Source organism: Paenibacillus sp. NPDC057934 (assembly GCF_042887565.1).
Taxonomy (GTDB): domain Bacteria; phylum Bacillota; class Bacilli; order Paenibacillales; family Paenibacillaceae; genus Paenibacillus_AQ.
This window is the reverse complement of sequence record NZ_JBHVPB010000013.1, coordinates 160,014-186,756: the sequence shown is the minus strand read 5'-3', so window position 1 is coordinate 186,756 and position 26,743 is coordinate 160,014. Positions and strand designations below refer to the sequence as shown.

At 50.1% G+C, this 26,743-nt stretch carries 26 protein-coding genes and 1 riboswitch; of the genes, 25 read left to right on the top strand and 1 reads right to left on the bottom strand.

Features of this window, described 5'->3' with window-relative positions; genetic code table 11:
* Nucleotides 1-246: 246 nt before the first annotated feature.
* The gene (locus tag ACFVRY_RS26205) at nucleotides 247-1,779 is read right to left on the bottom strand and encodes a phospholipase D family protein (RefSeq protein WP_387503238.1); all 1,533 of its coding nucleotides are present in this window, start codon (nucleotides 1,777-1,779) and stop codon (nucleotides 247-249) included.
* A 302-nt stretch (nucleotides 1,780-2,081) separates the two neighbouring features.
* Between ACFVRY_RS26205 and fni the strand changes: the two genes are divergently transcribed.
* The 25 genes from fni (at nucleotide 2,082) to ACFVRY_RS26080 (ending at nucleotide 26,502) form a co-directional block, all read left to right on the top strand.
* Nucleotides 2,082-3,197, top strand: a complete 1,116-nt coding sequence (fni, locus tag ACFVRY_RS26200) for a type 2 isopentenyl-diphosphate Delta-isomerase (RefSeq protein WP_387503237.1) — start codon at nucleotides 2,082-2,084, stop codon at nucleotides 3,195-3,197.
* Between the two features lie 40 nt (nucleotides 3,198-3,237).
* Nucleotides 3,238-3,729, top strand: coding sequence for a GNAT family N-acetyltransferase (locus tag ACFVRY_RS26195; protein WP_387503236.1), 492 nt, complete (start codon nucleotides 3,238-3,240; stop codon nucleotides 3,727-3,729).
* A gap of 147 nt (nucleotides 3,730-3,876) precedes the next feature.
* A complete protein-coding gene (ychF, locus tag ACFVRY_RS26190; RefSeq protein ID WP_387503235.1) occupies nucleotides 3,877-4,977 on the top strand; it encodes a redox-regulated ATPase YchF in 1,101 nt (366 codons plus the stop codon).
* Between the two features lie 230 nt (nucleotides 4,978-5,207).
* Nucleotides 5,208-6,275, top strand: a complete 1,068-nt coding sequence (gene prfA, locus ACFVRY_RS26185; protein ID WP_387503233.1) for a peptide chain release factor 1 — start codon at nucleotides 5,208-5,210, stop codon at nucleotides 6,273-6,275.
* Between the two features lie 4 nt (nucleotides 6,276-6,279).
* Nucleotides 6,280-7,248 carry a peptide chain release factor N(5)-glutamine methyltransferase gene (gene prmC / locus ACFVRY_RS26180; protein WP_387503231.1) on the top strand — a complete coding sequence of 323 codons (969 nt, stop codon included), beginning with the start codon at nucleotides 6,280-6,282 and terminating at the stop codon, nucleotides 7,246-7,248.
* 146 nt (nucleotides 7,249-7,394) lie between these two features.
* Nucleotides 7,395-8,585, top strand: a complete 1,191-nt coding sequence (locus ACFVRY_RS26175) for an FtsW/RodA/SpoVE family cell cycle protein (protein WP_387503229.1) — start codon at nucleotides 7,395-7,397, stop codon at nucleotides 8,583-8,585.
* Nucleotides 8,586-9,271: 686 nt separating this feature from the next.
* On the top strand, nucleotides 9,272-10,474 hold the full coding sequence (locus ACFVRY_RS26170) for an FtsW/RodA/SpoVE family cell cycle protein (protein ID WP_387503227.1): 1,203 nt from the start codon (nucleotides 9,272-9,274) through the stop codon (nucleotides 10,472-10,474).
* Nucleotides 10,475-10,556: 82 nt separating this feature from the next.
* Nucleotides 10,557-11,306, top strand: coding sequence for a stage II sporulation protein R (spoIIR, locus tag ACFVRY_RS26165; RefSeq protein ID WP_387503225.1), 750 nt, complete (start codon nucleotides 10,557-10,559; stop codon nucleotides 11,304-11,306).
* Nucleotides 11,307-11,461: 155 nt separating this feature from the next.
* Nucleotides 11,462-12,685, top strand: a complete 1,224-nt coding sequence (locus tag ACFVRY_RS26160) for an L-threonylcarbamoyladenylate synthase (protein WP_387503246.1) — start codon at nucleotides 11,462-11,464, stop codon at nucleotides 12,683-12,685.
* Nucleotides 12,686-12,784: 99 nt separating this feature from the next.
* Nucleotides 12,785-13,357, top strand: a complete 573-nt coding sequence (locus ACFVRY_RS26155; protein ID WP_387503224.1) for a manganese efflux pump MntP — start codon at nucleotides 12,785-12,787, stop codon at nucleotides 13,355-13,357.
* A gap of 129 nt (nucleotides 13,358-13,486) precedes the next feature.
* Complete coding sequence (locus tag ACFVRY_RS26150; protein ID WP_387503223.1) at nucleotides 13,487-14,074, top strand: low molecular weight protein arginine phosphatase; 588 nt, start codon at nucleotides 13,487-13,489, stop codon at nucleotides 14,072-14,074.
* A 46-nt stretch (nucleotides 14,075-14,120) separates the two neighbouring features.
* A riboswitch (ZMP/ZTP riboswitch) is annotated at nucleotides 14,121-14,203 on the top strand.
* Between the two features lie 243 nt (nucleotides 14,204-14,446).
* Nucleotides 14,447-15,109 (top strand): TIGR01440 family protein, encoded by a 663-nt coding sequence (locus ACFVRY_RS26145; protein ID WP_387503222.1) that lies wholly within the window; start codon nucleotides 14,447-14,449, stop codon nucleotides 15,107-15,109.
* 56 nt (nucleotides 15,110-15,165) lie between these two features.
* Entirely contained in the window at nucleotides 15,166-16,413 is a 1,248-nt protein-coding gene (locus ACFVRY_RS26140; RefSeq protein ID WP_387503220.1) for a serine hydroxymethyltransferase, read from the top strand.
* A 441-nt stretch (nucleotides 16,414-16,854) separates the two neighbouring features.
* Nucleotides 16,855-17,484: a uracil phosphoribosyltransferase gene (gene upp, locus ACFVRY_RS26135; protein ID WP_066379093.1), complete on the top strand. Its 630-nt coding sequence runs from the start codon at nucleotides 16,855-16,857 to the stop codon at nucleotides 17,482-17,484.
* A 54-nt stretch (nucleotides 17,485-17,538) separates the two neighbouring features.
* On the top strand, nucleotides 17,539-18,699 hold the full coding sequence (gene wecB / locus ACFVRY_RS26130) for a non-hydrolyzing UDP-N-acetylglucosamine 2-epimerase (protein WP_175370375.1): 1,161 nt from the start codon (nucleotides 17,539-17,541) through the stop codon (nucleotides 18,697-18,699).
* Nucleotides 18,700-18,877: 178 nt separating this feature from the next.
* Nucleotides 18,878-19,111, top strand: coding sequence for an AtpZ/AtpI family protein (locus ACFVRY_RS26125; protein ID WP_066379089.1), 234 nt, complete (start codon nucleotides 18,878-18,880; stop codon nucleotides 19,109-19,111).
* Nucleotides 19,104-19,481 (top strand): ATP synthase subunit I, encoded by a 378-nt coding sequence (locus ACFVRY_RS26120; RefSeq protein ID WP_066379087.1) that lies wholly within the window; start codon nucleotides 19,104-19,106, stop codon nucleotides 19,479-19,481. Before ACFVRY_RS26125 ends, ACFVRY_RS26120 begins: the two co-directional genes overlap by 8 nt.
* Before the next feature lie 29 nt (nucleotides 19,482-19,510).
* Complete coding sequence (gene atpB / locus ACFVRY_RS26115) at nucleotides 19,511-20,278, top strand: F0F1 ATP synthase subunit A (RefSeq protein WP_387503219.1); 768 nt, start codon at nucleotides 19,511-19,513, stop codon at nucleotides 20,276-20,278.
* A 105-nt stretch (nucleotides 20,279-20,383) separates the two neighbouring features.
* Nucleotides 20,384-20,596, top strand: a complete 213-nt coding sequence (gene atpE, locus ACFVRY_RS26110) for a F0F1 ATP synthase subunit C (protein ID WP_039877624.1) — start codon at nucleotides 20,384-20,386, stop codon at nucleotides 20,594-20,596.
* A gap of 98 nt (nucleotides 20,597-20,694) precedes the next feature.
* Nucleotides 20,695-21,183, top strand: a complete 489-nt coding sequence (gene atpF / locus ACFVRY_RS26105; RefSeq protein ID WP_066379081.1) for a F0F1 ATP synthase subunit B — start codon at nucleotides 20,695-20,697, stop codon at nucleotides 21,181-21,183.
* Nucleotides 21,180-21,731, top strand: coding sequence for a F0F1 ATP synthase subunit delta (locus ACFVRY_RS26100; RefSeq protein WP_387503218.1), 552 nt, complete (start codon nucleotides 21,180-21,182; stop codon nucleotides 21,729-21,731). Before atpF ends, ACFVRY_RS26100 begins: the two co-directional genes overlap by 4 nt.
* Before the next feature lie 11 nt (nucleotides 21,732-21,742).
* Nucleotides 21,743-23,254 (top strand): F0F1 ATP synthase subunit alpha, encoded by a 1,512-nt coding sequence (atpA, locus tag ACFVRY_RS26095; protein WP_387503217.1) that lies wholly within the window; start codon nucleotides 21,743-21,745, stop codon nucleotides 23,252-23,254.
* 287 nt (nucleotides 23,255-23,541) lie between these two features.
* The gene (atpG, locus tag ACFVRY_RS26090) at nucleotides 23,542-24,411 is read left to right on the top strand and encodes an ATP synthase F1 subunit gamma (RefSeq protein ID WP_387503216.1); all 870 of its coding nucleotides are present in this window, start codon (nucleotides 23,542-23,544) and stop codon (nucleotides 24,409-24,411) included.
* A gap of 161 nt (nucleotides 24,412-24,572) precedes the next feature.
* On the top strand, nucleotides 24,573-25,973 hold the full coding sequence (atpD, locus tag ACFVRY_RS26085) for a F0F1 ATP synthase subunit beta (RefSeq protein WP_387503215.1): 1,401 nt from the start codon (nucleotides 24,573-24,575) through the stop codon (nucleotides 25,971-25,973).
* A gap of 112 nt (nucleotides 25,974-26,085) precedes the next feature.
* A complete protein-coding gene (locus ACFVRY_RS26080) occupies nucleotides 26,086-26,502 on the top strand; it encodes a F0F1 ATP synthase subunit epsilon (protein WP_387503214.1) in 417 nt (138 codons plus the stop codon).
* Nucleotides 26,503-26,743: the final 241 nt, after the last annotated feature.

Here is a 26,743-nt window from a genome sequence, read left to right as displayed (position 1 = left end):
ATTATTGCTTGTAATTTTTCATCTATACTAAACTTAGTCACAGAAAAACTGCACCTCCAATGTTAGATGGTGTCTAACAAATGGGGTGCAGTTCAGACAGCCTTATGTTAAGGTGCTCCAAGTGGTTTTTTTGAAAATATAAGAATTTTTAGGTTTTACGCTATAAAGCATCCTTATATTTCTCATTGAAACGGATACCGTCCCTTAGCGGACGGCAAAGTCGTTGCTACTTGTGTCAGGATATATTTAAAAAGTGGTGAACCCGAGGAATTTCTGCATGCGGAACACCATGTATTTGATCCACGTGACCTCGCTTTGGTAGGTATCAAGGGGAAGACTGTAAGCTGCGCCGTCGTTGTTCCACAGACGGGTGAAATAAGCCTCCACTTCAGTATATAGTGGCTGATTTCTCTGCGTGGTCACCCAAAGGTTATTCTCCAGGTTGTAATCATCGAGATTTCGAGCTGTAAAGTTGCTAGATCCGCCTAGGACGACGGACTTGCCATTTTCTTTGGAGACAAAAAGCAGCTTGGCATGATACTGCTCCTTCGTCGTATTGTACCAGCGGATGGCGATCTTTCCGTCTGAACGACGGTTCAAATCCATGGCTACAGGCCGATTGGGGATGCCGATTTTATCTCTGCCGAACGCATTCTGATTGGGGTCCAGCAGTAATCGGACGATGGCGCCGCGTTTTGAGGCCTCCAGTAGCGCCTTAATGATCTTGTCGTCGGCTAAGTAGAACATGCCCATCCATACAGTGTCGCCTTGTTGGGCAGAGGAGATGGCTTCCAGTGTATACGTATAAATTTTACCCTCTGTCAGATATCGGACTTCAAGATGTTCCTCGGCGTTCCCCTCATTGGCTTGAGAAAATACGGGTTCCTTGCGTAACAAGGGTCCTGTACCGGAAAGGTGGGCTGCGGCTTGCTCAGTCTGCAATATATCGGCGAGTATGGGGCCCTGAACCTCCAGCGCGATATTGGAGTTGTAGGCGCTGGCATCATGTACATTGCCTGAGGATATCAGCGCCGTTGTCTCATTCATAATCAGCTTGCGGTGGTTGGCCTTAACATTCAGGAGCTTCAAATAAGAGCGGGCAGTGATCTTCGGACCGTTACTAGCCATTAGATTGGGAATCCACCCCTTGCCGGATTGTCCGAACCACTGAATGAAGGTGCGCCAGATCGCAGAATATACGGGTGTGGAATCCCTTAGTTTATCAACATCTGTCATGATTACCGTTATGTCAGCAGCTTTCATTTCTTCCAGTAACGGGTTGGGTGCTGAATTGTAATTGGTATTAACCTCGTCAGTAATAAACACAATCTCCATCTCGGGGTAGGCGGCCTTCTGGGCGAGTAGCTTATCCGTGAGCATTTTGCTGATGGGCGGGAAATACTGACCCTTATGTGTGTAATTGTTGAAGAGGAACATGTCGACCACCAGGAACTGCCGGGACTCTTCGATGATCTTGAGAATACGCGGTAGAATTTGTTCCTCTTGTGAGCCATTTTCCGTACCATCGGCGTGGGTCAAGTCATACCAGAAATGTACTTGATTGACCTTGTATGAGGGGCTTTCATAAGAAAGTCCGGGCGGAAGCGGCTTATGGGTCTGATAGATCATAACGGCAGCCAGCCAGAGGATCAACAAGGTGAAAAGCCCTGCTATCCAAAGCCAGAGGGGATTCTGTCGCTGTTTTTGGGTGATTAGTGTAGATTGCTTTTTTGTTAAAGGTGGCGGTTGCGGGCGAGAGGCTTTGCGGCCTGGGCTCATTAACGTTCCTCCTGAAAGTATTCTGAAGATCCTGTACCCGGATCGGTTAGATCTGGTATTCTACCCCACCTATTACCGCTATTCAGGGATACCTGAAGCAGCCGCCAGATTCGTAACCGCCACTGACGAAGGACGACGATGGGTTCAGTTTTCCAGAAAGACCGGGTCGCTATCCCTTGTCCACTTCATATCCTCTTATTGTAAATTCCGCTACAGGGATGTGTTATAATGAATCTAACTGTTAAGAAAAATGTCTCGGCTGACTACAGTCGTTTAATAGAGTGAGAAACGGGGGCGACACCATGAACCATACATCACAGGATTTGCAGAGCTTCCCAAAGGCGGATTCCGGGGACGGTCTTCAGCCCGATGGAAGCAGGTCACTGCTGCCGGATTCTAGAACCGGAGAACGTAAAATTGAACATGTACGGCTGTGCCTCAATGAGGAGGTAGGAGGGAGCGGGATTACGACAGGCTTTGAGCATTATCGTTTCCGGCATAATGCTCTCCCCGAGCTGGATTTTGACGGCATTTCTCTGGACACTGTATTTCTGGGCAAGAAGCTGCGCACCCCGCTGCTGATCAGTTCCATGACCGGGGGCAGCGCTGCTACCGGCGCCATCAATGCCCGGCTGGCGGAAGCGGCCCAGCGGCGGGGCTGGTGTCTTGGCGTAGGATCGGTCCGGGCAGCTGTGGAACGTTCCGAGCTGGCGTCGACCTTCCGTGTGCGGGACAAGGCACCTGGCATTCCGGTCATTGCTAATATTGGCGCTGTCCAGCTATCGTACGGCTTTGGTGTGGATGAATGCCGGCGGGCGGTGGAGATTGCCGGAGCCGATTGGCTGGTGTTGCACCTGAACGGCCTTCAAGAAGTGTTCCAGCCGGAAGGGAACACTGGATTTGCTGCGCTGCTGCCGAAGATTGAGAGGCTGTGCCGGGAACTTACCGTGCCTGTAGGCGTCAAAGAGGTGGGCTGGGGCATCGATGGTGAGACCGCGGTCCGGTTGTACAATGCCGGTGTCGCCTTCGTCGATGTAGCGGGAGCTGGCGGAACCTCATGGAGCCAGGTCGAGAAGTTCCGGAGCACCGATCCTGTGCGACGGGCCGCGGCGGAGGCTTTCGCTGATTGGGGCATTCCTACGGCTGAAAGCATCGCCGATGTTCGGGCAGCCGCTCCGCATGGCGCCTTGATCGGGAGCGGTGGACTAAGGCACGGCGTGGATGCCGCCAAGGCGCTGGCGCTGGGCGCCGATCTAGCGGGCTTCGGCCGCAACCTGCTTGGCCCTGCTGTGGAATCGGAGACCGCGCTGGATAATGCCTTGGCTCAGGTGGAGCTGGAGCTGCGCACTTCGATGTTCGGTATCGGTGCGCCTGATCTACACGCGCTGCGAGGTACGCCCCGCCTGCTACGGAAATAGGCGGTCACCAAGAATACGGATTTTGGGAAGGAATAATGATATGATCAAACTTCTTCAAATGGACGAGTCGACCTTTCAATTTTTTTTAAGCCAATCTACCAGGGATTATGCTGCTGACAAGGTGAAATCAGGAGCTTGGCACCCGGATAATGCCCTTAAGCTGTCCCAGGAAGCGATGACCCGCTTTTTGCCAAGCGGGCTGCATACAGAAGGAGCCTACCTTTATTCGGTAGTTCATGAGGACGTTGAGGAGTCAATCGGGTATATCTGGTTCAATGTGACCGAAGGTCGCGGCGGGCGGGAAGCCTTCATTTATGATATTTACATTTTTGAGCCTTATCAGGGTAAAGGCTACGGCAAACTGACTATGCAGGCACTGGATGAAGAAGCACGCAAGATGGGAGTCACCAAGATCGGTCTGCATGTTTTCGGCCAGAATACTCGGGCGTTTGAACTGTACAAGAAAATGGGCTACATCATTACGGACATCTCCATGTCCAAAGAGCTGAAGTTAGAAGATGGCGGTTCATAAATACGTGATCAATTCCTGAATGTACAAATGATCTTCCCTTGAGATCCGGTGTTGCTGGACCATTTGTTCTAATATATAATGGTTTAGATCGTTCGACTTATCGGTGATCTGTTCCAAAATCAACTGAAAATAGGAGTTGTCATATAAATGGCTTTGAAAGCAGGGATCGTCGGGCTTCCTAACGTAGGGAAATCCACATTGTTTAATGCTATCACACAAGCGGGTGCAGAATCCGCGAACTACCCATTCTGTACCATTGACCCGAACGTTGGCGTGGTGGAAGTCCCGGATGAGCGTCTGGACAAGCTGACGGAGCTGGTTCAGCCGAACAAAACGGTTCCAACCGCGTTTGAATTTGTGGATATTGCAGGCCTCGTACGCGGTGCGAGTAAAGGTGAAGGGCTTGGCAACAAGTTCCTGGCTCACATCCGTGAAGTGGATGCGATCGTTCATGTCGTACGCTGCTTCGAAGATGAGAACGTTACGCATGTCGACGGAAAGGTGAACCCAATCAGCGATATTCAGACCATTAATCTAGAGCTGATTCTTGCCGATCTGGAGAGCGTGGATAAGCGGATTGAGCGTTCCCGTAAGAATATTAAGGGTGGAGACAAGAAATACGCACAGGAGGTTGAACTTCTAGAGCGTATCAAGGAAGCCCTGTATAACGATAAGCCTGTCCGCAGCGTAGAATTGACTGAGGACGAGCGTCTGATTATCCGTGACCTTCACTTGTTGACACAGAAGCCGATATTATATGCGGCCAATGTCAGCGAAGAGGAAGTGGCAAGTGCGGACAGCAATCCTTACGTGCAGCAGGTGCGTGATTTTGCTGCATCTGAGAACGCGGAAGTTGTGCCGATCAGTGCCAAGGTGGAAGCGGAGATTGCCGAGCTGGAAGGCGAGGACAAGGCGATGTTCCTGGAGGAACTGGGTCTGGAAGAATCCGGACTGAACCGTCTGATCAAAGCTGCATACCGATTGTTGGGTCTGTACACGTACTTCACGGCAGGCGTTCAGGAAGTTCGTGCTTGGACCATCCGTAAAGGAACCAAGGCACCAGGAGCAGCCGGTGTTATCCATACCGACTTTGAGCGCGGGTTCATCCGTGCGGAAGTCGTTGCTTATAACGATCTGGTAGCAGCGGGTTCGATGAACGGTGCCAAGGAACGCGGACAGCTTCGTCTGGAAGGTAAGGAATATCTGGTGCAGGACGGCGACGTGATGCATTTCCGCTTTAACGTATAAGGAAGCAGAGGCCTATTTATAATAAAGGACAGCTTGGAGGGTAGTGTTTTTCCTGGCTGTCCCCTTTTTATATAGAAAATATCTTAGTATCATGCCTGTTCTCAGCGAAGTGAAGTGTAGCCAACTGCGAGGAACGGTGGTATAATATAAAGTCGTGTATCATCTTTGATTCACCGACATTTAGTATGCTTGAAAGGTATTGAACTTTGAATTAGGAGAGGTGAATTCCCTTGTTGGACCGATTGCAATCCTTGGCGGACCGCTATGAGAAACTCAGTGAACTGCTTTGTGATCCGGATGTTGCAAACGACAGTAAGAAACTGAGGGATTATTCCAAAGAACAATCTGATCTGCAGCCCGCTTATGAGGCTTATGCTGAATATAAAAATGTAATGGAAGAGCTAGAAGCCGCCAAAATGATGCAGGCTGAGAAGCTGGACGATGAAATGAAGGAAATGGTCAAGATGGAAATCGATGACTTGTCGTCGCGCCAGATTGATCTGGAGGAGAAAATCCGCGTTCTACTGCTGCCTAAAGACCCTAATGATGATAAGAACGTAATTGTGGAAATCCGCGGCGCTGCCGGCGGAGATGAAGCAGCTCTGTTTGCATCTGATCTTTACCGGATGTACACGCGTTATGCTGATACACAAGGCTGGCGTATCGAACTGATGGATGTTAGCGCGAACGACCTTGGCGGATTTAAGGAAGTTATTTTCCTTATTAACGGCCGGGGTGCTTATAGCAAGATGAAATACGAAAGTGGCGCACATCGCGTACAACGTATTCCAACTACAGAATCGGGCGGACGTATTCATACGTCTACTTCAACGGTAGCCGTAATGCCGGAAGCTGAGGATTTTGAAATTGAAATCCATGACAAGGACATTCGTGTGGATACCTTCTGTTCCAGTGGAGCGGGCGGTCAGTCCGTTAATACAACGAAGTCTGCAGTTCGCGTAACTCACGTGCCTACAGGCATCGTGGCTACCTGTCAGGACGGCAAATCGCAGAACTCCAATAAGGAGAAGGCGCTACAAGTTCTTCGCGCTCGTATCTCTGACATGAAGCGCCAAGAGGAAGAAGCAAAGTATGCCGGAGAGCGCAGAAGCAAAGTCGGCACTGGCGACCGCAGTGAGCGTATTCGTACGTACAACTTCCCGCAAAGCCGGGTGACGGATCACCGGATCGGCTTGACGTTGCACCGTTTGGAGCAAGTCATGAACGGGGAGATTACGGATATCATCTCGGCATTGTCGCTGGCAGAACAGACCGAATTGATGGAAAAAGGAGAATAATGCTTTGAAACACGACGTATATGTCATGCCTCGCGTGCAAAGCATCCGGGAAGCCTTTGCGGAGGCTTCTTCTTTTTTGAGCCGTAGCGGCTGTAACGAACCGCAACGCAGTGCCCAGCTCCTGCTGGAGCATGTGCTGGGCTTGTCCGGCGCGGCGTATTACATGGCGCTGGCGGATGCTTTTCCAGCGGATGTCCGGGAAGCTTGGGAGGCTGGGGTTACCCGCCGTGCTTCCGGTGAGCCGGTGCAGTATATCATCGGCGAGCAGGAATTTTACGGCCGGGCCTTCGAGGTGACACCGGATGTGCTGATTCCTCGGCCGGAGACGGAACTGCTTGTGGAGGCGATCCTGCGGTACGCCGGTGAGCTATGGCCGGCTGCTGCGCCGGGCGTAGCGGCGCAGGAGGGCAGCGCGGCGAATGGAGCCGCGCAAGCAGGCGGCGCCCCTGCCGGAGGCGCCGTACGGCCGCTGACCGCCGTCGATATCGGCGCTGGCAGCGGAGTGATCTCTGTCACGCTGGCGGCGGAAACGTCGGCGTGGGTGGTCTGCGCCGGCGACATCTCGCCGGCGGCCCTGGCCGTGGCCGGGCGCAACGCGCAGCGCCACGGCACGGCTGTGGATCTGCGGCTCGGCGACTTGCTCGAGCCGTTTGCGGGGATGGAGACGGATATTCTCGTCTCCAACCCGCCGTATATTCCCGGCGGCGATATCGCCGGGCTCCAGCGCGAGGTGCGCGATCATGAGCCGCGCACGGCGCTCGACGGCGGCGCGGACGGGCTGGACCCGTACCGCCGCATGATGGAGCAGCTTCCGCTGCTCCCGGCACCGCCGCGCCTGATTGGCTTTGAGCTTGGCTTCGGCCAGGCAGAGCAGGTGGCTGCGCTTCTGAAAGCTGCGGGTCACTGGAACGAGATCATCACCGTAGATGATCTCGCCGGGATTCCCCGTCATGTGCTTGGACTAAGCAGATAGATCGAGAACCGTTGTTATAAGTACAATGGGGACCGCTGGCTGCAAAGGATTTGTATTTTTACTGAGCCGTCCCTTACAATAGACAATGGCGGCTGTTCTGTACATGATGAGTACCCGAAAGCCAGCAGAGAGCAAGGAGGCAGAACATGCTTCAGAAAATTAAAAAAATCGATGGCGTCATCATAGTCGTTCTGTTAATTTTGATGTGCGTCAGCATTTCAGCCATATACAGTGTTACCCATGGGAGAGAGAAGCTTGACGGGCACCATATCCAAATGCTCAAGTATTATGTGATCGGCTTTATTGCACTGACCGGAATTACTTTTCTCGATTATAGGATATTAGTGAAGTACGCCTTATACGTATACATGGGCGGTATCGGCTTGCTGGTACTTGTCAGCTTCATGGGCGAGACCAAGAATAATGCCCAGGGCTGGCTGTCGCTGCCAGGCGGCATGAGCTTACAGCCTGCCGAGTTGTTCAAACTCGTACTCATTCTATTTTTGGCGGCAGTGCTCGTCCGGAAGAACAAGAACAAGTTATTGTTCTGGCGTGACGTCGTACCTCTGACCTTGCTTACACTAGTTCCCTTTGTAATCGTTATGACGCAAAATGACTTGGGTAATGCCTTGGCTTATCTTGTCATTCTGCTCGGGATGCTGTGGATCGGGAATATCAAGTTCACGCATGCCCTGATAGGATTGGTTATTATTTCTAGTTCCGCGATTGCCGGGATTATGAGCTACATTCATTATCATGACGATATCAAGGTCTTCCTTACAGATATTGGCCGTTCCCACTGGATTGAACGTTTCGATCCATGGCTTGTACCTGACAAGGCAACGCCTAAAGCAAGTTATCATACGAAAAATGCCAAGCTGGCGATTGCTTCCGGCGGGATGAGCGGCGAAGGATACATGAAGGGTAGTTCTGTTCAGACGGATCGGGTGCCATACACCTATTCCGACTCCATCTTCGTGCAGATTGCCGAGGAATTTGGTTTCGTGGGTTCCGCGTTGGTCCTGCTGCTGTACTTTATCCTGATCCACCGAATGATATTGATTGCCCTGGAAAGTAGGGATAGGGGAGGGCCATTCCTGATCGTCGGAATTGTCGCGATGATGCTCTATCAAATCTTTGAGAATATCGGGGCCTTTATCGGCCTGATGCCTTTAACGGGAATCACGCTGCCGTTCATCAGCTTTGGGGGAACCTCCCTGCTCATCAACATGGCGAGCATCGGTCTTGTCATGAGTGTGCGCTTGCACGGTCAAGAAGTAGAAGAGGATTTCCCTAATCCGAGTAATTCCTATCAAGCACCTGCGAAGCAGGCATAATTTTATAATCATCACATTTACACAACCGCTGGAACTGTCTGAAAAGATAGTGCCCGGCGGTTTTTTGCGTTATGAGCAGGGGCGGTGCATTTAAGAGTGATGTATAAATTTGTATGATTTATAGGGATCATTTACAATAAATATACGAGCTACCGTTCTTAACGGTGAAAAATAGTTCAACCCCCAACTAAGAGTATTTTTACACCTTATTTTTCTTTAATATAGGCAAATGAGGGGAATAAGGACATTTTTGTATCTTATTTTTCGGAAAAGCACGCTGGACAGGGTATTCTGGAAGATTTAAGGTACAATATTGCACTTAATTTCCCTCAACCGGTAGATGCAGTCGATTTAAGGTACAGAATTGCCGCTAATTACAATTTGGAGATCATTAGGCGGATCATTCGCATGAAGGCAAATGATCTGACAGGGGTTGCGGGGCTTTTAAAAGAATAGAAGTAGTTTATAAAAGAAAATATGGGGCCAACGCGATCGGTGGTCCGAGCATTCACCATAGTGACAACAGCTGCCTTAAAGTGGATAGCAAGTTTTTCGTGGATAGTGAGTTCTCCGTGGATAGCAAGTTTTTCGTAGATAGTAAGTTCACCGTGGAAAGTAAGTTGGTCATAGAACGACATTGCTAAATAAGCGCTGAAAATGAACAAGGACAAGGAGCAAACTGAACCATGCTGGAAAAACTGAAGAGAGTGGACCCTGTGATCGTTGTTGTGCTGATTATGTTGATGAGCATAAGTATATTCTCAATATATAGCGTCACAGTCGGAAGGATAAGTCCTATAAAACTGGATGGGTTTCACTTCCAGATGCTCAAGTATGATCTCTTGGGGTTTATGGCTTTTATCGTACTTGCCTTTGTGAATTACAAATGGTTCATCCGATATGGAAAATACATCTATGCCTTGGGACTTGGACTATTGGTACTGGTCATTTTCATCGGTAAAGAACAAAACGGGGCGCAGGGCTGGTTGAAGCTAGGGAGCCTGACGCTGCAGCCTGCCGAGCTTTTTAAGCTCGCACTGATTTTGTTCCTGGCCTCACTCCTGCTGCGCAAGCAAGGGGCTGTTCTGACCTTCTGGAGAGGGGTCGTACCTATTGGTCTGCTGACGCTGATTCCTTTTGTATTAGTGCTGGTGCAGAATGATCTGGGAAATGCGCTCAGTTATATTGTGATTATGCTCGGCCTGGTCTGGATCGGAAATATCAAATTCACACATGCGCTGACTGGTCTGCTCCTGATTGGTGTTACTGGAGCCGGTCTCGCGCTGGGATACATTCACTATCACGATCAAGCCGTCCATTTCCTTGGAGAGACCATTGGAAGAAAGCATCTGATTGCACGTCTGGACCCCTGGCTTGTCCCGGACTTGGCCACAGCTGATGCAAGCTATCATACCAAAAATGCCAAAATTGCTATCGCATCTGGAGGTATGGGCGGGGAAGGGTATATGAACGGGGATTCCGTACAAGCCGGGCGGGTTCCTTATACATACTCTGATGCCATCTTTGTACAGATCGCTGAAGAATTCGGTTTCTTGGGCTCTGCGTTTGTCCTGCTGCTCTTTTTTATCCTCATCCACCGAATGATCGTCGTTGCACTGGAATGCCGGGAACGAAGTGGTACATTCCTGATTATTGGTGTCGCAGCTATGCTGCTGTATCAGATTCTTGAAAATATCGGGGCATTCATCGGATTGATGCCGCTCACCGGGATTACACTCCCTTTCATCAGTTATGGCGGAACTTCAGTGCTCATCAACATGGCTGCTATGGGCATTGTAATGAGCGTTCATCTGCACGGAGAGGAGGCTGAGCCCGACTTCCCTGTTCCTTCGGCTGGCTCGGCCAATCCGCGAATGTTAAAGATATAATTTAATAGATTGCTAGGTTTGGACGCTCTCTCTCTTGGACATACTGACGAATATGAGAGGTTAAGAGAGAGGGGCGGCCGATATGAATAGTAATCCAGGTCACAGAGGGGATTCACTGCGTGTTACCTTTAAGTATACTGCCATTTTAATTTGTTTTTTTATGGTGATCCTCATGATGTGGGAAGGACAGAAAACCGATGCGGCTGTAGCTGAATCATCTATTCCTACGGAGTCCATCCGGCTGCGGATTCTGGCTAATTCGGACGGGACCCAGGATCAGCTTGTTAAACGTCAAATCCGTGATGCTGTGGTAGCCCAAATGAACCAATGGGTGTCTGGTCTTGAGGACCCGCAAAGTCTGGAACAGGCCCGGGTCTTAATTCGGCGGCATTTGCCGGAGCTGAACGCTTTAGTGGGCCAAGAACTGGAGCAGCGGGGCATCGACTATACGTATAATGTGGAGCTGGGCGTGGTTCCGTTCCCTACCAAAATGTACGGAGGCAAGGTGTATCCGGCTGGTGATTATGAAGCCCTGCGTGTGACGCTGGGCGCAGGTAAGGGTCAAAACTGGTGGTGTGTCCTGTTTCCACCGCTCTGCTTCATAGATGCCGGGTCCGGGGATGCCGCAGCGCCTGCTGCTAAGGCGAAGACCGTATCTGCTGCCGGATCGGAAGGCAAGACCGTAACCAAAGCCCAAGGTGAAAAGGCTGCGCAAGGAGACGGAGCAGCTACAGATCAAAGTGCTGAGTCTGGAAAAACGCCTGAGGTAAAATTCTTTGTGTGGGAATTGCTGCAGAACCTGTGGAACTGGGTTAGTGGATTGTGGTCCTGAGGGCGGTTATGGTAGTATTTTAAAAGCTGAACGTCGCGGCTCCACAGGGTGGGGTCGTTTTTTAAAAAATTCAGAAGTAGCGTGACTTTGCCTGTTTGTACGAAAATGCTCTGCTTGTAATCATTACTCTACTCTTTGGAAAGCTTGTGATATATATGGAAAAGAACATCGAGACCAAGTTTGCCCTTCCACGGCAGACAGGAAATATAAAGGCTACAACTTACTGGAAGCTTCACTTGCTAGATATGACAGTAGGGGCTTCGCTTACGGAAAAAGAAGAAGATCATGCCGCGATTAGCGCAGCGGCAGCCATTTTACGGGAGGGCGGAACCGTGGCATTCCCTACGGAAACCGTGTACGGTCTCGGGGCTGACGCCCGAAACACGACGGCGGTAGAGGCGGTGTTCGCGGCCAAAGGACGTCCTTCCGACAATCCGCTCATTGTTCATATCGCGGATCAGAAGGCGTTGGATGAATTGGTAGACGAGGTTCATCCGACAGCGGCAGCGTTGATGGAAGCCTTCTGGCCTGGTCCGCTAACGCTCGTGCTTCCGGTTCGGTCAGGTGTACTGTCCCCGAAGGTGACAGCGGGACTGGATACCGTTGGCGTTCGCATTCCCGATCATCCGGTGGCACTTTCGCTGCTGCGTGAAGCCGGCTGTCCGGTAGCCGCACCCAGCGCCAATCGTTCGGGCCGACCGAGTCCAACGCTAGCTTCGCACGTTATGGAAGATTTGAGCGGATTCATCGACGCGGTTGTCGATGGCGGTGCCGCCGGCGTTGGACTAGAGTCGACGGTGGTACAGGTCCTGCCGGACGGCACGGTGGCCGTGCTGCGGCCCGGCGGAATTACCGCCGAGCAGCTGGCCGCGGTTACCGGAGCGGGCGCTGTGGATACCGCGCCCGCCCATGCAGCCGAGACCGCAGCTTCGCCTGCGGCCTCGGCTGCGGGTTCGCCCGCTAGCGATAGCGCGGGCGAAGACAGTGGCCCTGCTCCGCGAGCGCCGGGCATGAAGTACACGCACTACGCGCCGCGCGGCTGGCTCGGCGTTGTGCGCGGGTCTTCGCCGCAAGCCGTGGCGAAGACTGCGGCGGAGCTGCTGCAGGCGGCGCAGCGTGACGGCGGGATCACGGGGCTGCTCCTCTTCGAGGAGCATGCCGCGCTTTATCCCGCCTCTCCTGCCGCCTGCGTGGTGTCTCTCGGCTCGATTCACTCGCCGGATGAGGGGGCCCGCTCCCTATATGCCGCGCTGCGGCGCTTTGATGAAGCGGGAGCGACCTACATTCTGGCCGAGGCTTGTCCGGAAACCGGCCTCGGCGCTGCCATTATGAACCGGCTTATGAAAGCCGCCGGCGGAACCGTTATCGCGGCCCGATAATCTCCCGCCCAGCGCCCCCTCTTTTCCTAATAGTCATGTTTATCTTCTTGTCCGCATATTGTGGTTGTACAAGATATTTGCGACTTTGGGGGTATGACCATGGGCTTAGGAGAGGTATATGCCGGTTGGGGACAGGTTGTAACGATTGCTATTATGGCAATTGCGCTGGGAATGGATGCTTTCTCCCTCGGAGTAGGGATCGGGATGAAAGGGATTCGCCTGCTGCATATCCTGCAGCTCAGCCTGCTGATTGCCTTTTTTCATGTGCTCATGCCTTTGCTCGGTTTGGTGACAGGGAGCTACGTCGGGCATTTATTGGGACAGGTTACCACCTATGTCGCCGGAGGGTTGCTGCTCCTTCTGGGCGGGCATATGATCTTCAATTCCTTTCACTCCGGTGACAACAGTCCGAGAGTATGGGATCATCGCACTTTCTGGGGGATGCTGCTGATTTCGCTCAGTGTCAGCGTAGACTCTTTTTCGGTAGGTGTATCTTTAGGGATGTTTGTGGACAGTATTTTGCTGACAATACTGGCTTTTGGCGTCTGCGGCGGGCTAATGTCGATTACAGGGTTACTTCTGGGGCGGCATGTCAGTCGTGGGCTTGGGGCTTACGGGGAAGCCATTGGCGGGGCGATCCTTCTGGGGTTTGGCTTGCTGTTCATCTTCTGATACAATAACGGCACCGGGATTATTCTATCCAATTATGCGTCTCTGTTCATAGTTCCTGTACAGTCAAGTTATCTGTGTGGACAAAACTATGGCGGGATGAATTTAAATATTTATGGGAGGTGGATAAACATGCTGCATATTTTATTCGTCTGCACCGGCAATACATGCCGCAGTCCCATGGCAGAAGGGCTTCTGCGGAAGTATGCCAAGGCGCGCGGAATGGAGCTGGAGGTGCGGTCTGCAGGAGTATCCGCCATTTCAGGCTCATCCATATCCAGACATACCGCTGCGATTCTGCGGGATGAGGGAGTTCATGATTCAATTCAATCCTCACAGCTTACCGGTCAACAGGTGGCCTGGGCAGATCTTGTGTTAACACTGACAGGGAGTCACAAGCGGCATTTGCTACAATATTTCCCGGATGCCGTGGCGAAGACGTATACGCTGAAAGAATATGTACATGATGAAGCGTCGATCATTGAAGACATTCAGGAACTGGATAGCCTCTACGCCGATGCAGAAATGAGTATTGCTCTTGGAGGAGAACCGGATGCGGCTGCACTGCAGCGGATCATTGAGATCCGTCAGCGGATTCCAAGCTTCGATATCTCCGATCCTTTCGGCGGCACCCGTGATGATTATGAAATGACGGCTGCTGAGATTCGCAAGGCGCTTCATGGCTTGCTTGATAAGCTGGAGTCGCTGCGTCGATTGTAAAGATGGTTGATTTTCGGCTCCCTTTGCTTTAAGATGTAAGAAATATCGGTTCCGGTGTAACTGGCGACAACTGTGGATCAAACCACGATGGAGCATCGGAATAAACGGCCGGTCGCCTGGGCAAAAGAGCAAATCCGCAGCTACCTGCGGACTGCTCTTTTTTGTTTGAAATATATGGAATTATCTGACTGTTAGGTAACAATCCATATTTTCTTACTTACAGATATGGGCGATTTATCGCGTAATCAAGAGTATCTGCCAGCCTCCGGAAGTCTTGGACTTTCGCTTCCTGGAGAGGTACAGCCGTATCTGTCCCTAACGCGAAAATGGTGATGATGAGGGTTTCGTCATAACATTTTAGGAGGTAGAGCAATGGATGAAGTGGTGGAGCAGAAGAAGTCTTGGGAAGAGCGTGCGGCTAGCCCAGTAGGACCTGATGGGAAAGAAGATCCGCCGTCTGCCAGTGAGCTCTTACTGTCTGAGGCTGCGGCTACTGTAGTTCGAGAGCTTGCGGTAGCAGGGAAGCTGGGTCCCGGCAAGATTCTTGTCGTAGGAGCTAGCACCAGTGAGGTGGCCGGTGCCCGGATTGGGACTGGCGGAGCGCTAGCTGTGGCAGAGCAACTGCTTGAAGGTATTACTCAGGTCGCTGATGAATTCGGATTCCATCCGGTTTATCAATGCTGTGAGCATTTGAACCGTGCATTGGTTATGGAGCGTTCTTTGCTTGAAGGGTTAGGATTGCAGGAGGTTGCAGCCATGCCGATTCCCGGCGCGGGAGGTTCTATGGCTACTGCTGCCTATCGCTCCATGAAAGACCCTGTACTGGCAGAAACCGTACAGGCTCATGCTGGCATTGATATCGGTGAGACGCTGATCGGCATGCATTTACGGCGTGTGGCCGTACCTTTTCGTCCTAGCCTGCGTTATATTGGAGAGGCCAGAGTGAACGCTGCATGGAGTAGACCTGCCTTGATCGGCGGCGAGCGCGCTGTCTACCGGACACAGGAACAAAGTGGAGCCCAGCTCTGCGAATAACTTAATGGTTTTCATTAAATACAACATAAACACAATACTAGGGAGGAACTAAGAACATGGAACAATTGCGTAAGAGTGACCCGGCAGTACTGGAAGCGATGGGATTGGAGCTGAAACGTCAGCGCGCGAACATTGAGCTTATCGCCTCTGAGAATATCGTCAGCGAAGCCGTTATTGAAGCTATGGGTTCGGTGCTTACTAACAAATATGCTGAAGGCTACCCGGGCAAGCGTTTTTATGGTGGTTGTGAAGATGTAGACATCGTCGAAGATCTGGCGCGCGAGCGTGCTAAGGAACTGTTCGGCGCAGAGCATGTCAATGTGCAGCCGCACTCTGGTGCACAAGCGAACATGGCCGTTTATTTGGCAGCCCTGAAACCTGGCGATACTGTACTTGGTATGAACCTGGCTCATGGCGGTCACTTGACGCACGGTAGCCCGGTTAATGCTTCCGGCTTGCTTTATAACTTCGTGGCTTATGGTGTGCAAGAGGATACTTTCCTTATTGATTATGATGAAGTGCGTAAAGCAGCCTTCAAACACCGTCCTAAATTGATCGTAGCTGGTGCGAGTGCTTATCCACGTACTATTGATTTTGAAAAACTCGCTGCCATTGCCAATGATGTAGGTGCGTTGTTCATGGTAGACATGGCCCACATTGCAGGTCTGGTAGCTGCGGGTCTGCACCCGAACCCAGTTCCACATGCTCACTTTGTTACAACGACAACACACAAAACATTGCGCGGACCACGCGGCGGCTTGATCATCTGCAAACAACCATGGGCTGCTGCGATTGATAAAGCTGTATTCCCGGGCACGCAAGGTGGACCACTGATGCACGTGATTGCTTCCAAAGCGGTTGCTTTCGGTGAAGCGTTGCAGCCATCTTTTAAGACTTACGCTGAGAATGTAATCAAGAATGCAAAAGTATTGTCCGAGACGTTGCTTGCTGAAGGTATTAACATTATTTCTGGTGGAACAGACAACCACTTGATGTTGATTGATACACGCAGCCTGGGCGTTACCGGTAAAGAAGCGGAAAAAGTACTGGATTCCATTGGCATTACCGTGAACAAGAATGCCATTCCATTCGACCCAACTAGCCCATTTGTAACTAGCGGTATCCGTCTGGGTACACCTGCGGTTACTTCTCGTGGCATGGATGAGAAGGCGATGAGTACTATTGGCCGCATCATTGCAAATGTGCTCAAGAATCCGAAGGATGAAGCGACATTGACCGAAGCTGGCCGCCAAGTGGCTGAGCTGACGGATCAATACCCGCTGTACCCTGAATTGAAATACTAATCTCTATAATTTCAGTATTTGTGCTGTCTTTCTGCCTCCGTGGGCCGGGCTTCCGGCTTTACGGAGGTTTTTTGTTGCATAATGTTCACAACTGGAAGAATGATTATGGATTGAAATGTAATGAAATTAATCATGAAAGTTCATGGAAATTTCAATAAAAAGCGTGATGAAATTGTGAAAAGTATGAAAATGCTGAAGATGAGCAGACTAAAACACGTTTTCAACAGGCTTCAATAAACCCTAGGTGCGTTTTTAGATTACGCTATTGGATAATAATGTGATAATCGACTTATTTTCGAAGAGTATAGTTGCAGTTTCTGTCGTAGGGTGAAAAGCAGCGGCGGTGATGATATAATAGATGAGATTTAGCCACTGAACAGGTGCAAAGCGCTTACTAGGGCTTGAGACTAAAGACTTTATAATTACCGGAGGGACAAGTTAATGGGAAAATTGGTGATTTGCGATCATCCTTTGATTCAACACAAACTGACATTTATTCGCGACGTGCGGACTAACACTAAGGAGTTCAGAGAACACGTTGATGAAGTTGCCACATTGATGGCTTACGAGATTACACGCGATATTCCACTGGAAACGATAACTGTGCAAACGCCGGTTGCTGAGACACAAAGTAAGGTAATCTCCGGAAGAATGCTGGGACTGGTTCCTATCCTTCGTGCCGGACTGGGTATGCTGGAAGGCGTTCTGAAGCTGTTGCCTGCGGCTAAGGTGGGTCATGTGGGCCTTTTCCGCGATCCGGATACACTGCAGCCTGTTGAGTACTACGTCAAGCTTCCTACAGATGTCCAGGAGCGCGAACTGATTGTCATTGATCCAATGTTGGCTACAGGCGGTTCTGCCATTGCTGCTATTACTTCACTGAAGAATCGTGGTTGTACCCAGATTAAGATGATGAACCTGATCGCCGCACCGGAAGGTGTTGCCGCTGTGCACGAAGCTCACCCGGATGTAGATATCTATGTGGCTGCTTTGGACGACCATCTGAATGAACATGGTTACATCATCCCGGGACTTGGGGATGCTGGTGACCGCCTGTACGGAACTAAGTAATCAAGAATACTTATGTAGAAAGAATTGCAACTATGGAGAAAGTGGGTAGGGGATATGTCCAAAATTAAAGTGATGACGATTTTCGGAGTGCGCCCCGAGGCGATCAAGATGGCACCCCTGGTTCTTGAGCTGGGGAGACATCCCGAACATATCGAATCTATCGTGTGCGTGACGGCCCAGCATCGTGAATTGCTGGATCAGGTGCTCGAGGTGTTCAAGATTACACCGGACTATGATCTGGATGTTATGAAAGACCGCCAGACCCTGAACGAGATTACCATTCGGGTACTGGAAGGATTGGAGCCGGTGCTTCGTGAGGCCAAGCCTGATCTGGTGCTGGTACATGGTGACACGCTGACTACATTCCTGGCCAGCTATGCTTCATTCCTGCAGCAAATTCAGGTCGGGCATGTGGAAGCAGGACTTCGGACCTGGAACAAACTTTCCCCTTATCCCGAAGAGATGAACCGTCAGTTGACTGGTGTGTTGGCCGATTTGCATTTTGCTCCAACAGACAAGTCAGCAGACAACTTGAGACACGAGAATAAAAAAGAATCAAGTATTTATATCACAGGCAATACGGTTACTGATGTGTTTCAATATACCGTACAGCCGGACTACCGGCATCCTGTACTGGATTTTGCGTCAGGAAAAAGACTTATTTTGATGACGGCGCACCGCAGGGAATCACAAGGCGAACCGCACCGTCATATTTTCCGTGCTGTCAAAAGAATCGCTGATGAATTCGAAGATGTAGTCATTGTGTATCCTGTGCACCCGAGTCCGGCAGTCAAGGAACCGGCGCATGAGATCCTGGGCGGACACCCGAGAATCAAGCTGATTGATCCACTGGATGTCGTAGACTTGCATAATTTTTATCCGCATACCCACTTGATTTTGACCGATTCCGGCGGCCTGCAAGAGGAAGCTCCTTCATTCGGAGTACCTGTGCTAGTGCTGCGTGACACTACGGAACGCCCGGAAGGGATCGAGGCTGGAACACTGGAGCTTGTGGGGACGGACGAAGAGAAGGTGTATCAACGGACACATGCTCTGTTAACTGATCAGGAGCTCTATCAATCCATGAGTCAGGCCGCAAATCCATACGGAGACGGCAAGGCATCCGAGAGAATTGTCAATGCGATTTTGCATCATTTTGGAGTGGTTGAGGAGCGTCCGGAAGAGTTTCACAGAATGTTCACAAAAAATAAATAAAATCATTAAAACTAATATTCTGAATGAATTGAAATCAACATACAGTGAAACTGTACGGTTTATATGGTTTTGGAACGTTTTGCTGTGATTATTTTCATGTTTTCAAGGGTTTTTGGGCAATGTTCAATGAATTGACAAAGAGTCTGGGAATTCAGTAAAATTAGTTGGGATTGTAGCCATGAAACAGGAAAAAGACAGGGAAAGCCTTGGACGTACTGCTCTTGTCATTGGAAGTGCAGGAACATTGTTAGCCGCTTACATTATCATAGGTTTTTTTCTCGCCAAATGGCTGAGAGACCTGATGGACGGACACAATTATTGGCTGGCTATAGGCACGATCACCGGTATGATTTTGGGGATTGTGAATGTGGTCCTGTTAATCAAAAAATTTTTGGGGGAGCAGAATGGATAATATGACTCCCATGATCAATACTGTCACCAGAGTGACCCTTGTCCTTATGGCAGGACTGGTAATGGGATGGGCGCTTCATCACGAGACCCGGACTATTACTCTGGGCATGGCTCTGGGGCTGGTGGCGGGATTGGTAAATTTCCGATACCTGGCCGTTAAGGTCAGACGGGTAACGCAGAGTATTGCGAACAAGGAAGGGAATGCCTTCAGCCTCGGTTTTGTCACACGGATTTGCTTCGCCATTTTGGTCACCATGTTCTCGGTCAAAATCGAGCATTTCTCGCTGGAAGCAACGATAGCCGGCCTTTTCATTCCCCAGCTTCTCGCTATTCCTGCGGGAATATATCTGAGCATCAAGAAAAAAATGTAACCAGATTAAAGAGAAAGGGGGGGGATGCTATGCATGCTATGCCGAAAATCATGCTAGGCGGAATTCCGATAGACTTGTCCGTCGTACTGATGCTCCTGATCAGTTGTACAGTGGTATTCGTTCTGGTCATGCTGTCCGTTCGCAATCTGTCCGTTGAGAATCCTTCCAAACTACAGAACTTTATGGAATGGGTTGTGGAGTTTGTGCAGGGAGTCATTGGAAGTGCAATGGATCTGAAGAAAGGGAAGCCTTATATATCTTTGGGGCTGACGTTAATCCTGTTCATCTTCGTATCCAACTTGCTCGGACTGCCGTTTTCAGTCGTGACTAAGGCACATGAGCCGGTTACAGTATTCGGACATGTGATTGAAGCTACGAAGAACCTTGCACATGGCGACCACATTGAGATTCTGTGGTACAAATCGCCGACAGCGGACATCAATGTCACTGCGGGATTAGCACTCATCGTGTTTGTACTGATGAACTACCTGGGCATTAAGCTCAACGGCAAGCATTATTTCAAGCACTATATTGAGCCGTTTCCGATTTTCCTGCCGCTCAACATTATTGAGAACTTGGCCAAGCCTATCGCTTTGGCAATCCGGCTTTACGCGAATATCTTCGCAGGTGAGGTTCTGATCACTGTTATTCTGAAGCTTGGAGTTCTCAGTATACCGTTCCTGGCCGTATGGCAGGGCTTCAGTATATTCGTCGGCGCACTGCAGGCGTTTATCTTTACGATTCTGACGATGGTATATATCGCGCAGATGACGATTCACGAAGAAGAAGCACATTAATGAGCTGTCGTGAAGACAAACGGCAGCCGCCGATAATCGCTTCGCGGGAGATATGTTATATCATTAAACACAAAATGAACCGAAATTAAAGGAGGATATTTACAAATGGAATTTTTAGCAGCAGCAATCGCGGTTGGTTTGGGCGCACTGGGCGCAGGTCTTGGTAACGGTATGATCGTTAGTAGAACGGTAGAGTCTATCGCTCGTCAACCGGAAGCTCGTAACGCCCTGCAAACTACAATGTTTATCGGTGTAGGTATCGTCGAAGTTATTCCTTTGGCCGCAACAGTTATTGCATTCCTGATCATGTTTTCTTAATAAACCGTACCTACGGTTTGGCGGGGAGGGCAAGGTGCCATCCGCGCCTTACTTTTGTATACGTCCGCAAGACGCGGTAATGGAAGGGAGTGACCTCAGTGGATATCGTTTGGACAAATATCGTTTTTTCAATTGTCGCATTTGCGCTTCTGTATTTCCTGCTCAGCAAGTTTGCATTCAGTAAATTGTTTGGGATCATGGAAAAACGCCGCGAACTGGTAATGCAGCAGATGGACGAGGCAGCGAAGACCAGAGAGCAGGCGGTCGCGTATGTGGAGGAGCAAAAGCAGGCTTTGAACAATGCACGCCAGGAAGCTCAGAATATCATCCAGCAATCTCAAATCACCAGCAATCAACAAATGGACAAGATTCTGGAGCAAGCCAAATCCGAAGCTTCTCGCATCAAGGACGAGGCTGTCCGGGATATCGAGAACGAGAAGAACAAAGCTGTCGAAGAACTTCGCAGCGAGATTGGCACAGCATCCGTTCGGATTGCTTCCAAGCTGATCAAGAAAGAAGTAAGCGCAAGTGGCGAACAGGAGCAGCTTGTTGATCAATACCTCAAAGAGGTAGGAGGCAGATCATGAGCCGCGATACGGTAGTTGCGGGACGCTATGCTAAAGCGCTGTATAGTGCTGCAGTAGAGAAAGGGATTACGCTTCAGGTTGAAGAGGAGCTCAAGACGGTAGTCGAAGTTCTTCATAACGACCAGGAAGTGAAACGCTTTATCCTGGCTCCGCGCATCTCGCAATCCGACAAACTGAAAGTGCTGCGTTCTGTGCTTCAAGATAAGCTCTCTCCAACAGTGCTCAATACGGTGGAATTGCTTGTATCACGAGGCAGAACCGACATTTTTGCCGATCTGCTAGAAACGTATATCAAAATTGAAGGAGACGCTCTAGGTATCGGCGATGCTACGGTGTATTCTGCTTATTCTCTTAGCGAGGATGAGAAGACAGCGGTGGCAGCTGAATTTGGCCAATTGGTGAATCGTACCATTCGTGTGACGAACGTAGTTGACCAGAGTGTGCTCGGTGGACTAAAAGTGGTTATCGGCGATACGCTGTATGACGGTAGCCTGTCCAGCAAGCTGGAACGTCTCGAGAAATCTTTTAACGATAAGCATAGAAGATAGGGGTGAGGATATTGGGCATCAGACCTGAAGAGATCAGCACTTTGATCAAAAGTCAAATTGAGCAATATAAAGCCGATATCGAAGTTGCCGAAATTGGCACCGTCATTCAAGTCGGCGACGGTATCGCCCGTGTCTACGGTCTGGAAAACGCGATGGCAGGCGAATTGCTGGAGTTCTCCAACGGAGTAGTAGGCATGGCACTCAACCTGGAAGAAAGCAACGTCGGTGTTGTTATTCTGGGTGAGTACACGGAAATTCGTGAAGGCGATCAAGTGAAGCGTACGGGCCGCATCATGCAGGTTCCGGTTGGCGAAGCCCTGCTGGGCCGCGTTGTGAACGCACTTGGACAGCCACTCGACGGCAAAGGTCCAATTGCAACGACTGAATTCCGTCCTGTAGAAAACAATGCACCAGGCGTTATCGACCGTAAATCGGTTCATGAGCCGATGCAAACAGGTTTAAAGGCGATTGACGCCATGGTACCGATCGGCCGTGGACAACGCGAGTTGATCATCGGTGACCGTCAAACCGGTAAAACCTCAATCGCGATCGACGCGATTATCAACCAAAAGGGCAATGGCATGAAATGTATCTATGTTGCCATTGGTCAAAAGCAATCCACAGTAGCGCAAGTAGTTGAAACACTCCGCCGTCATGGTGCGCTTGAGTATACTATCGTTGTAACAGCTTCGGCTTCCGAGCCGTCCCCGCTGCTCTTCATCGCTCCGTATGCAGGCTGCGCAATGGGTGAGTACTTCATGTACAAAGGCGAGCACGTACTGGTTGTCTATGATGACCTTTCCAAGCAAGCTTCTGCTTACCGCGAATTGTCCTTGCTGCTTCGTCGTCCACCGGGTCGGGAAGCATTCCCTGGTGACGTATTCTATCTGCACTCCCGTCTTTTGGAACGTGCGGCTAAACTTAGCGATGAGCTTGGTGGTGGTTCATTAACCGCATTGCCATTCATCGAAACACAGGCCTCTGACGTATCAGCTTACATTCCTACGAACGTAATCTCGATCACTGACGGTCAAATCTTCCTGGAGTCTGATCTGTTCTACTCCGGTCAGCGTCCAGCGATTAACGTTGGTATCTCTGTATCCCGTGTAGGGGGGTCTGCACAAATCAAGGCCATGAAGAAGGTTGCCGGTTCACTCCGTTTGGATCTGGCACAATACCGTGAGCTGCAGGCATTCTCGCAGTTTGGTTCTGACCTTGACAAATCTACGCAGGCCCGTCTGAACCGCGGTGCACGTATGATGGAAATTCTGAAGCAGGGCGTTAACCAGCCACTGTCCGTTGAGCATCAGGTAGTGAGCTTGTACACAGCTGTCAAAGGCCATCTGGATGATATTCCGGTCAAAGATGTTAAGCGCTTTGAGAAGGAGTTCCTGGCATTTGTAGATAGCAGTGCTTCTGAAATCCTCAAGTCTATCACGGATACGAAGGATCTGACTGCAGATAACGAGACCGCTTTGAAAGAAGCTATTGAGAAATTCAAGAGAGGTTTCGCTACTAGCTAAACCTTGATTCCTAGGCGCTCTAACATAAGAGATAAGTCTATAGAAGTTTCAAATGAATAGAACGATTTTAAAGTGAGCTTTGGCGGTGCCAAAGCTCACGGATTATGCTTGCGAAGATAGCTTTGGCTGTGCCAAAGCTCAAAAGATCATGCTTACGAAGTTAGCTTTGACTATGTCAAAGCTCTAAGGATCATGCTTACGAAGTTAGCTTTGACTATGTCAAAGCTCTAAGGATCATGCTTACGAAGTTAGCTTTGACTATGTCAAAGCTCTAAGGTGGTGAAATCATGGCAAGAAGCATGCGTGATATTAAACGTCAAATCAAGAGCGTTAAGAACACCAGACAGATCACGAAAGCGATGGAGATGGTTGCTGCCTCCAAGCTGAGAAAAGCGCAGGAGAAAGCGGAAGCTGCCCGTCCTTATTCAGAAAAACTGAAAGAGGTCGTATCCAGCATTGCTTCGGGTACAGAAGGCATCCAGCATCCTATGCTGGTCACGCGTCCTGTGAAGAAGACCGGATATCTCATCGTTACTTCGGATAGAGGTCTGGCCGGTGGCTATAACGCCAATATTTTGCGTAAGGTGACTATGCTTATCGCAGAGCGGCACAAGTCGAAAGACGAGTATGTTTTGTTCGTCATTGGTCGTAAAGGTCGTGACTTCTTGCGTCGTCGTGAATACCCGATTATCGAAACTGTTACCGAGCTCTCCGATACGCCGAAGTTTGCGGATATCAAGTCTATCGCCAACTCGGCTGTTCAGAAGTTTGTAGATGGTGAATTTGACGAACTGTACGTTTGCTACAGCCGTTTCGTCAATGCGATTACTCAGGTACCGACAGTTGACCGGCTGTTGCCGATGGAGACTGTAGGCAATGAAGGGCATCATGGAGCCAGCGCGAACTATGAATATGAGCCTTCACCTATGGGTGTGCTGGAAGTTCTGCTTCCGAAGTACGCCGAGACGTTGATTTACAGCGCTATTCTGGATGGCAAAGCCAGCGAGCTGGGTGCGAAGATGACAGCGATGGGCAGTGCAACGAAGAACGCGTCGAAAATGATCGGAGACCTTACCCTTACGTACAACCGCGCGCGTCAGGCGGCAATTACGCAGGAAATTACCGAGATCGTGGCCGGAGCGAATGCGCAGTCTTAGAATATGAGAAGGGTTAAGCAATCCTTAACTTGCCTTATATTTCACGAGAAACGGTGCCGTATAAGCGATACATAGTGTCGCTAGCTTCAGGAGTATTCACTCTTAAAGAACGGCACTGTCGTTTCTTCTTAATGTAACAGCTTTCGAGGAGGGAAACTAAGATGAACAAAGGACGCGTTGTAAGCATTATGGGTCCGGTTGTGGATATTGAATTTGAACGCGGCCAGTTGCCCGAGATATTCAACGCCATCAAAATTGAGGCCAGCGTGGGGAATGACCGCAAGATCAATCTGACGCTTGAGGTTTCTAACCATCTGGGTGACAATTTGGTACGTTGTATCGCTATGTCAACTACAGACGGTCTGGTGCGCGGGCTGGAAGCTGTCGACCAAGGAGGACCGATCTCGGTTCCTGTAGGCGAAGTGACACTGGGCCGTGTATTTAACGTACTCGGAAATCCAATTGACAATGGTGCAGAAGTTGTGGTTGAGCAAAGAAACCCAATTCACCGTTTGGCTCCGACGTTCGATGAGCTGTCGACACAAGCGGAAATCCTGGAAACTGGAATCAAGGTTATTGACTTGCTTGCTCCTTACGCCAAGGGCGGTAAAATCGGCCTGTTCGGCGGTGCCGGCGTAGGTAAGACGGTAACGATCCAGGAATTGATCAATAACATCGCTCAAGAACATGGTGGTATCTCCGTATTCGCAGGAGTGGGTGAGCGTACCCGTGAGGGTAATGACTTGTACCATGAAATGACGGACTCTGGCGTTATCAAGAAAACGGCGATGGTGTTCGGACAAATGAATGAGCCGCCAGGCGCCCGTCTGCGCGTAGCATTGACAGGTTTGACCATGGCGGAATATTTCCGTGATGTAGAAGGCCGCGATACGCTGCTCTTTATCGACAACATCTTCCGCTTTACTCAAGCGGGTTCTGAAGTATCCGCCTTGCTCGGACGCATGCCGTCTGCCGTTGGTTACCAGCCTACGCTGGCAACCGAAATGGGTCAATTGCAAGAGCGTATTACCTCGACGAAAAAAGGTTCCGTAACTTCCATTCAAGCGATCTACGTGCCTGCGGATGACTATACTGACCCGGCTCCGGCTACGGCGTTTGCCCACTTGGATGCTACAACCAACTTGGAGCGTAAAATCTCCGAGAAAGGGATTTTCCCAGCGGTTGATCCTTTGGCTTCCAGCTCCCGGATTCTTGCTCCTGAAGTTGTTGGCGATGAGCACTACAACGTGGCTCAAGGCGTTAAGCAACTGCTTCAGCGCTATAACGAGCTTCAGGATATCATTGCAATCCTGGGTATGGACGAGCTGAGTGAAGAAGATAAGGTGATTGTAGCCCGTGCTCGTAAAGTTGAACGTTTCCTGTCCCAGCCTTTCCACGTGGCAGAGCAGTTCACAGGCTTCAAAGGCAAATATGTGCCGATTAAAGAAACGGTTCGCAGCTTCAAAGAGATTCTGGACGGAAAACATGATGATCTTCCAGAAGCAGCGTTCCTCTTCGTAGGTACGATTGAAGAAGCAGTTGAAAAGGCGAAATCTCTGTAACTCTAAGGGAACTCTCGCGGCGGATGTTATCTACTCCAAGCTTCGAGAGTTGCCTGCTAGCTTAGAGTTTTGATGCGAGCTTTACTTGGTAAAGCTTTTAGGAGGAATGGAAGTGAACACCTTTCTGTTGGAAATTGTCACGCCGGATCATCTCGTCTACTCGAAACAGGTGAATAGCCTGACGGTACGCGGAGTTGAAGGCGAGCTCGGCATTTTACCCGGACACATTCCGCTTGTAACTCCACTTCAGGTTGCTCCGTTGTCCGTTAAATCGGACGGTGTTACGATCTCAATCGCCGTACACGGCGGTTTCGTTGAGGTGCACAAAGACAAGGTAACCGTGCTCGCCGAAAGTGCCGAGCTGCCTAAGGATATCGATGTTGAACGCGCCGAAGCGGCTAAAGAACGGGCACAACGTCGTCTGAAGTCACTAAGCAAACAGGACGATATTGATCACCGCCGTGCGGAGCTGGCGCTGCAACGCGCCGTTACACGGATCAAAGTGTCCACTGGAAAAGGACAACAGTAATAGTATGGCGGTCAGGCTTATGGGCTTGGCCGCCTTTTTGTATCTATCAGCTGGACATCGAGTAAATTAATGGATTCTGCTTAAAAGCATGATTTAAGGTCTTATGCAGGTTGTTAAAGTGAACATCTAGTGATATCCTAGGATATTGGAGCTATATTGTTTAAAAATTTGTAAAAGTACTGGATTCTTTTCCCCTACGCAAGTATGATATAAGAGTCGATTTCCGAGTAAGGTTACACGG

Coding starts and splice junctions, on each gene's coding strand:
- ACFVRY_RS26175 (WP_387503229.1), top strand. CDS start 7,395: ATGCTTCAGAAAATTAAAAAAATCGATGGCGTCATCATAGTCGTTCTG.
- ACFVRY_RS26145 (WP_387503222.1), top strand. CDS start 14,447: ATGGATGAAGTGGTGGAGCAGAAGAAGTCTTGGGAAGAGCGTGCGGCT.
- fni (WP_387503237.1), top strand. CDS start 2,082: ATGAACCATACATCACAGGATTTGCAGAGCTTCCCAAAGGCGGATTCC.
- spoIIR (WP_387503225.1), top strand. CDS start 10,557: ATGAATAGTAATCCAGGTCACAGAGGGGATTCACTGCGTGTTACCTTT.
- ACFVRY_RS26120 (WP_066379087.1), top strand. CDS start 19,104: ATGGATAATATGACTCCCATGATCAATACTGTCACCAGAGTGACCCTT.
- atpE (WP_039877624.1), top strand. CDS start 20,384: ATGGAATTTTTAGCAGCAGCAATCGCGGTTGGTTTGGGCGCACTGGGC.
- upp (WP_066379093.1), top strand. CDS start 16,855: ATGGGAAAATTGGTGATTTGCGATCATCCTTTGATTCAACACAAACTG.
- ACFVRY_RS26170 (WP_387503227.1), top strand. CDS start 9,272: ATGCTGGAAAAACTGAAGAGAGTGGACCCTGTGATCGTTGTTGTGCTG.
- ACFVRY_RS26155 (WP_387503224.1), top strand. CDS start 12,785: ATGGGCTTAGGAGAGGTATATGCCGGTTGGGGACAGGTTGTAACGATT.
- atpB (WP_387503219.1), top strand. CDS start 19,511: ATGCATGCTATGCCGAAAATCATGCTAGGCGGAATTCCGATAGACTTG.
- atpG (WP_387503216.1), top strand. CDS start 23,542: ATGGCAAGAAGCATGCGTGATATTAAACGTCAAATCAAGAGCGTTAAG.
- ACFVRY_RS26195 (WP_387503236.1), top strand. CDS start 3,238: ATGATCAAACTTCTTCAAATGGACGAGTCGACCTTTCAATTTTTTTTA.
- wecB (WP_175370375.1), top strand. CDS start 17,539: ATGTCCAAAATTAAAGTGATGACGATTTTCGGAGTGCGCCCCGAGGCG.
- ACFVRY_RS26140 (WP_387503220.1), top strand. CDS start 15,166: ATGGAACAATTGCGTAAGAGTGACCCGGCAGTACTGGAAGCGATGGGA.
- ACFVRY_RS26125 (WP_066379089.1), top strand. CDS start 18,878: ATGAAACAGGAAAAAGACAGGGAAAGCCTTGGACGTACTGCTCTTGTC.
- ACFVRY_RS26205 (WP_387503238.1), bottom strand. CDS start 1,779: ATGAGCCCAGGCCGCAAAGCCTCTCGCCCGCAACCGCCACCTTTAACA.
- ACFVRY_RS26100 (WP_387503218.1), top strand. CDS start 21,180: ATGAGCCGCGATACGGTAGTTGCGGGACGCTATGCTAAAGCGCTGTAT.
- atpD (WP_387503215.1), top strand. CDS start 24,573: ATGAACAAAGGACGCGTTGTAAGCATTATGGGTCCGGTTGTGGATATT.
- ACFVRY_RS26150 (WP_387503223.1), top strand. CDS start 13,487: ATGCTGCATATTTTATTCGTCTGCACCGGCAATACATGCCGCAGTCCC.
- ACFVRY_RS26160 (WP_387503246.1), top strand. CDS start 11,462: ATGGAAAAGAACATCGAGACCAAGTTTGCCCTTCCACGGCAGACAGGA.
- ychF (WP_387503235.1), top strand. CDS start 3,877: ATGGCTTTGAAAGCAGGGATCGTCGGGCTTCCTAACGTAGGGAAATCC.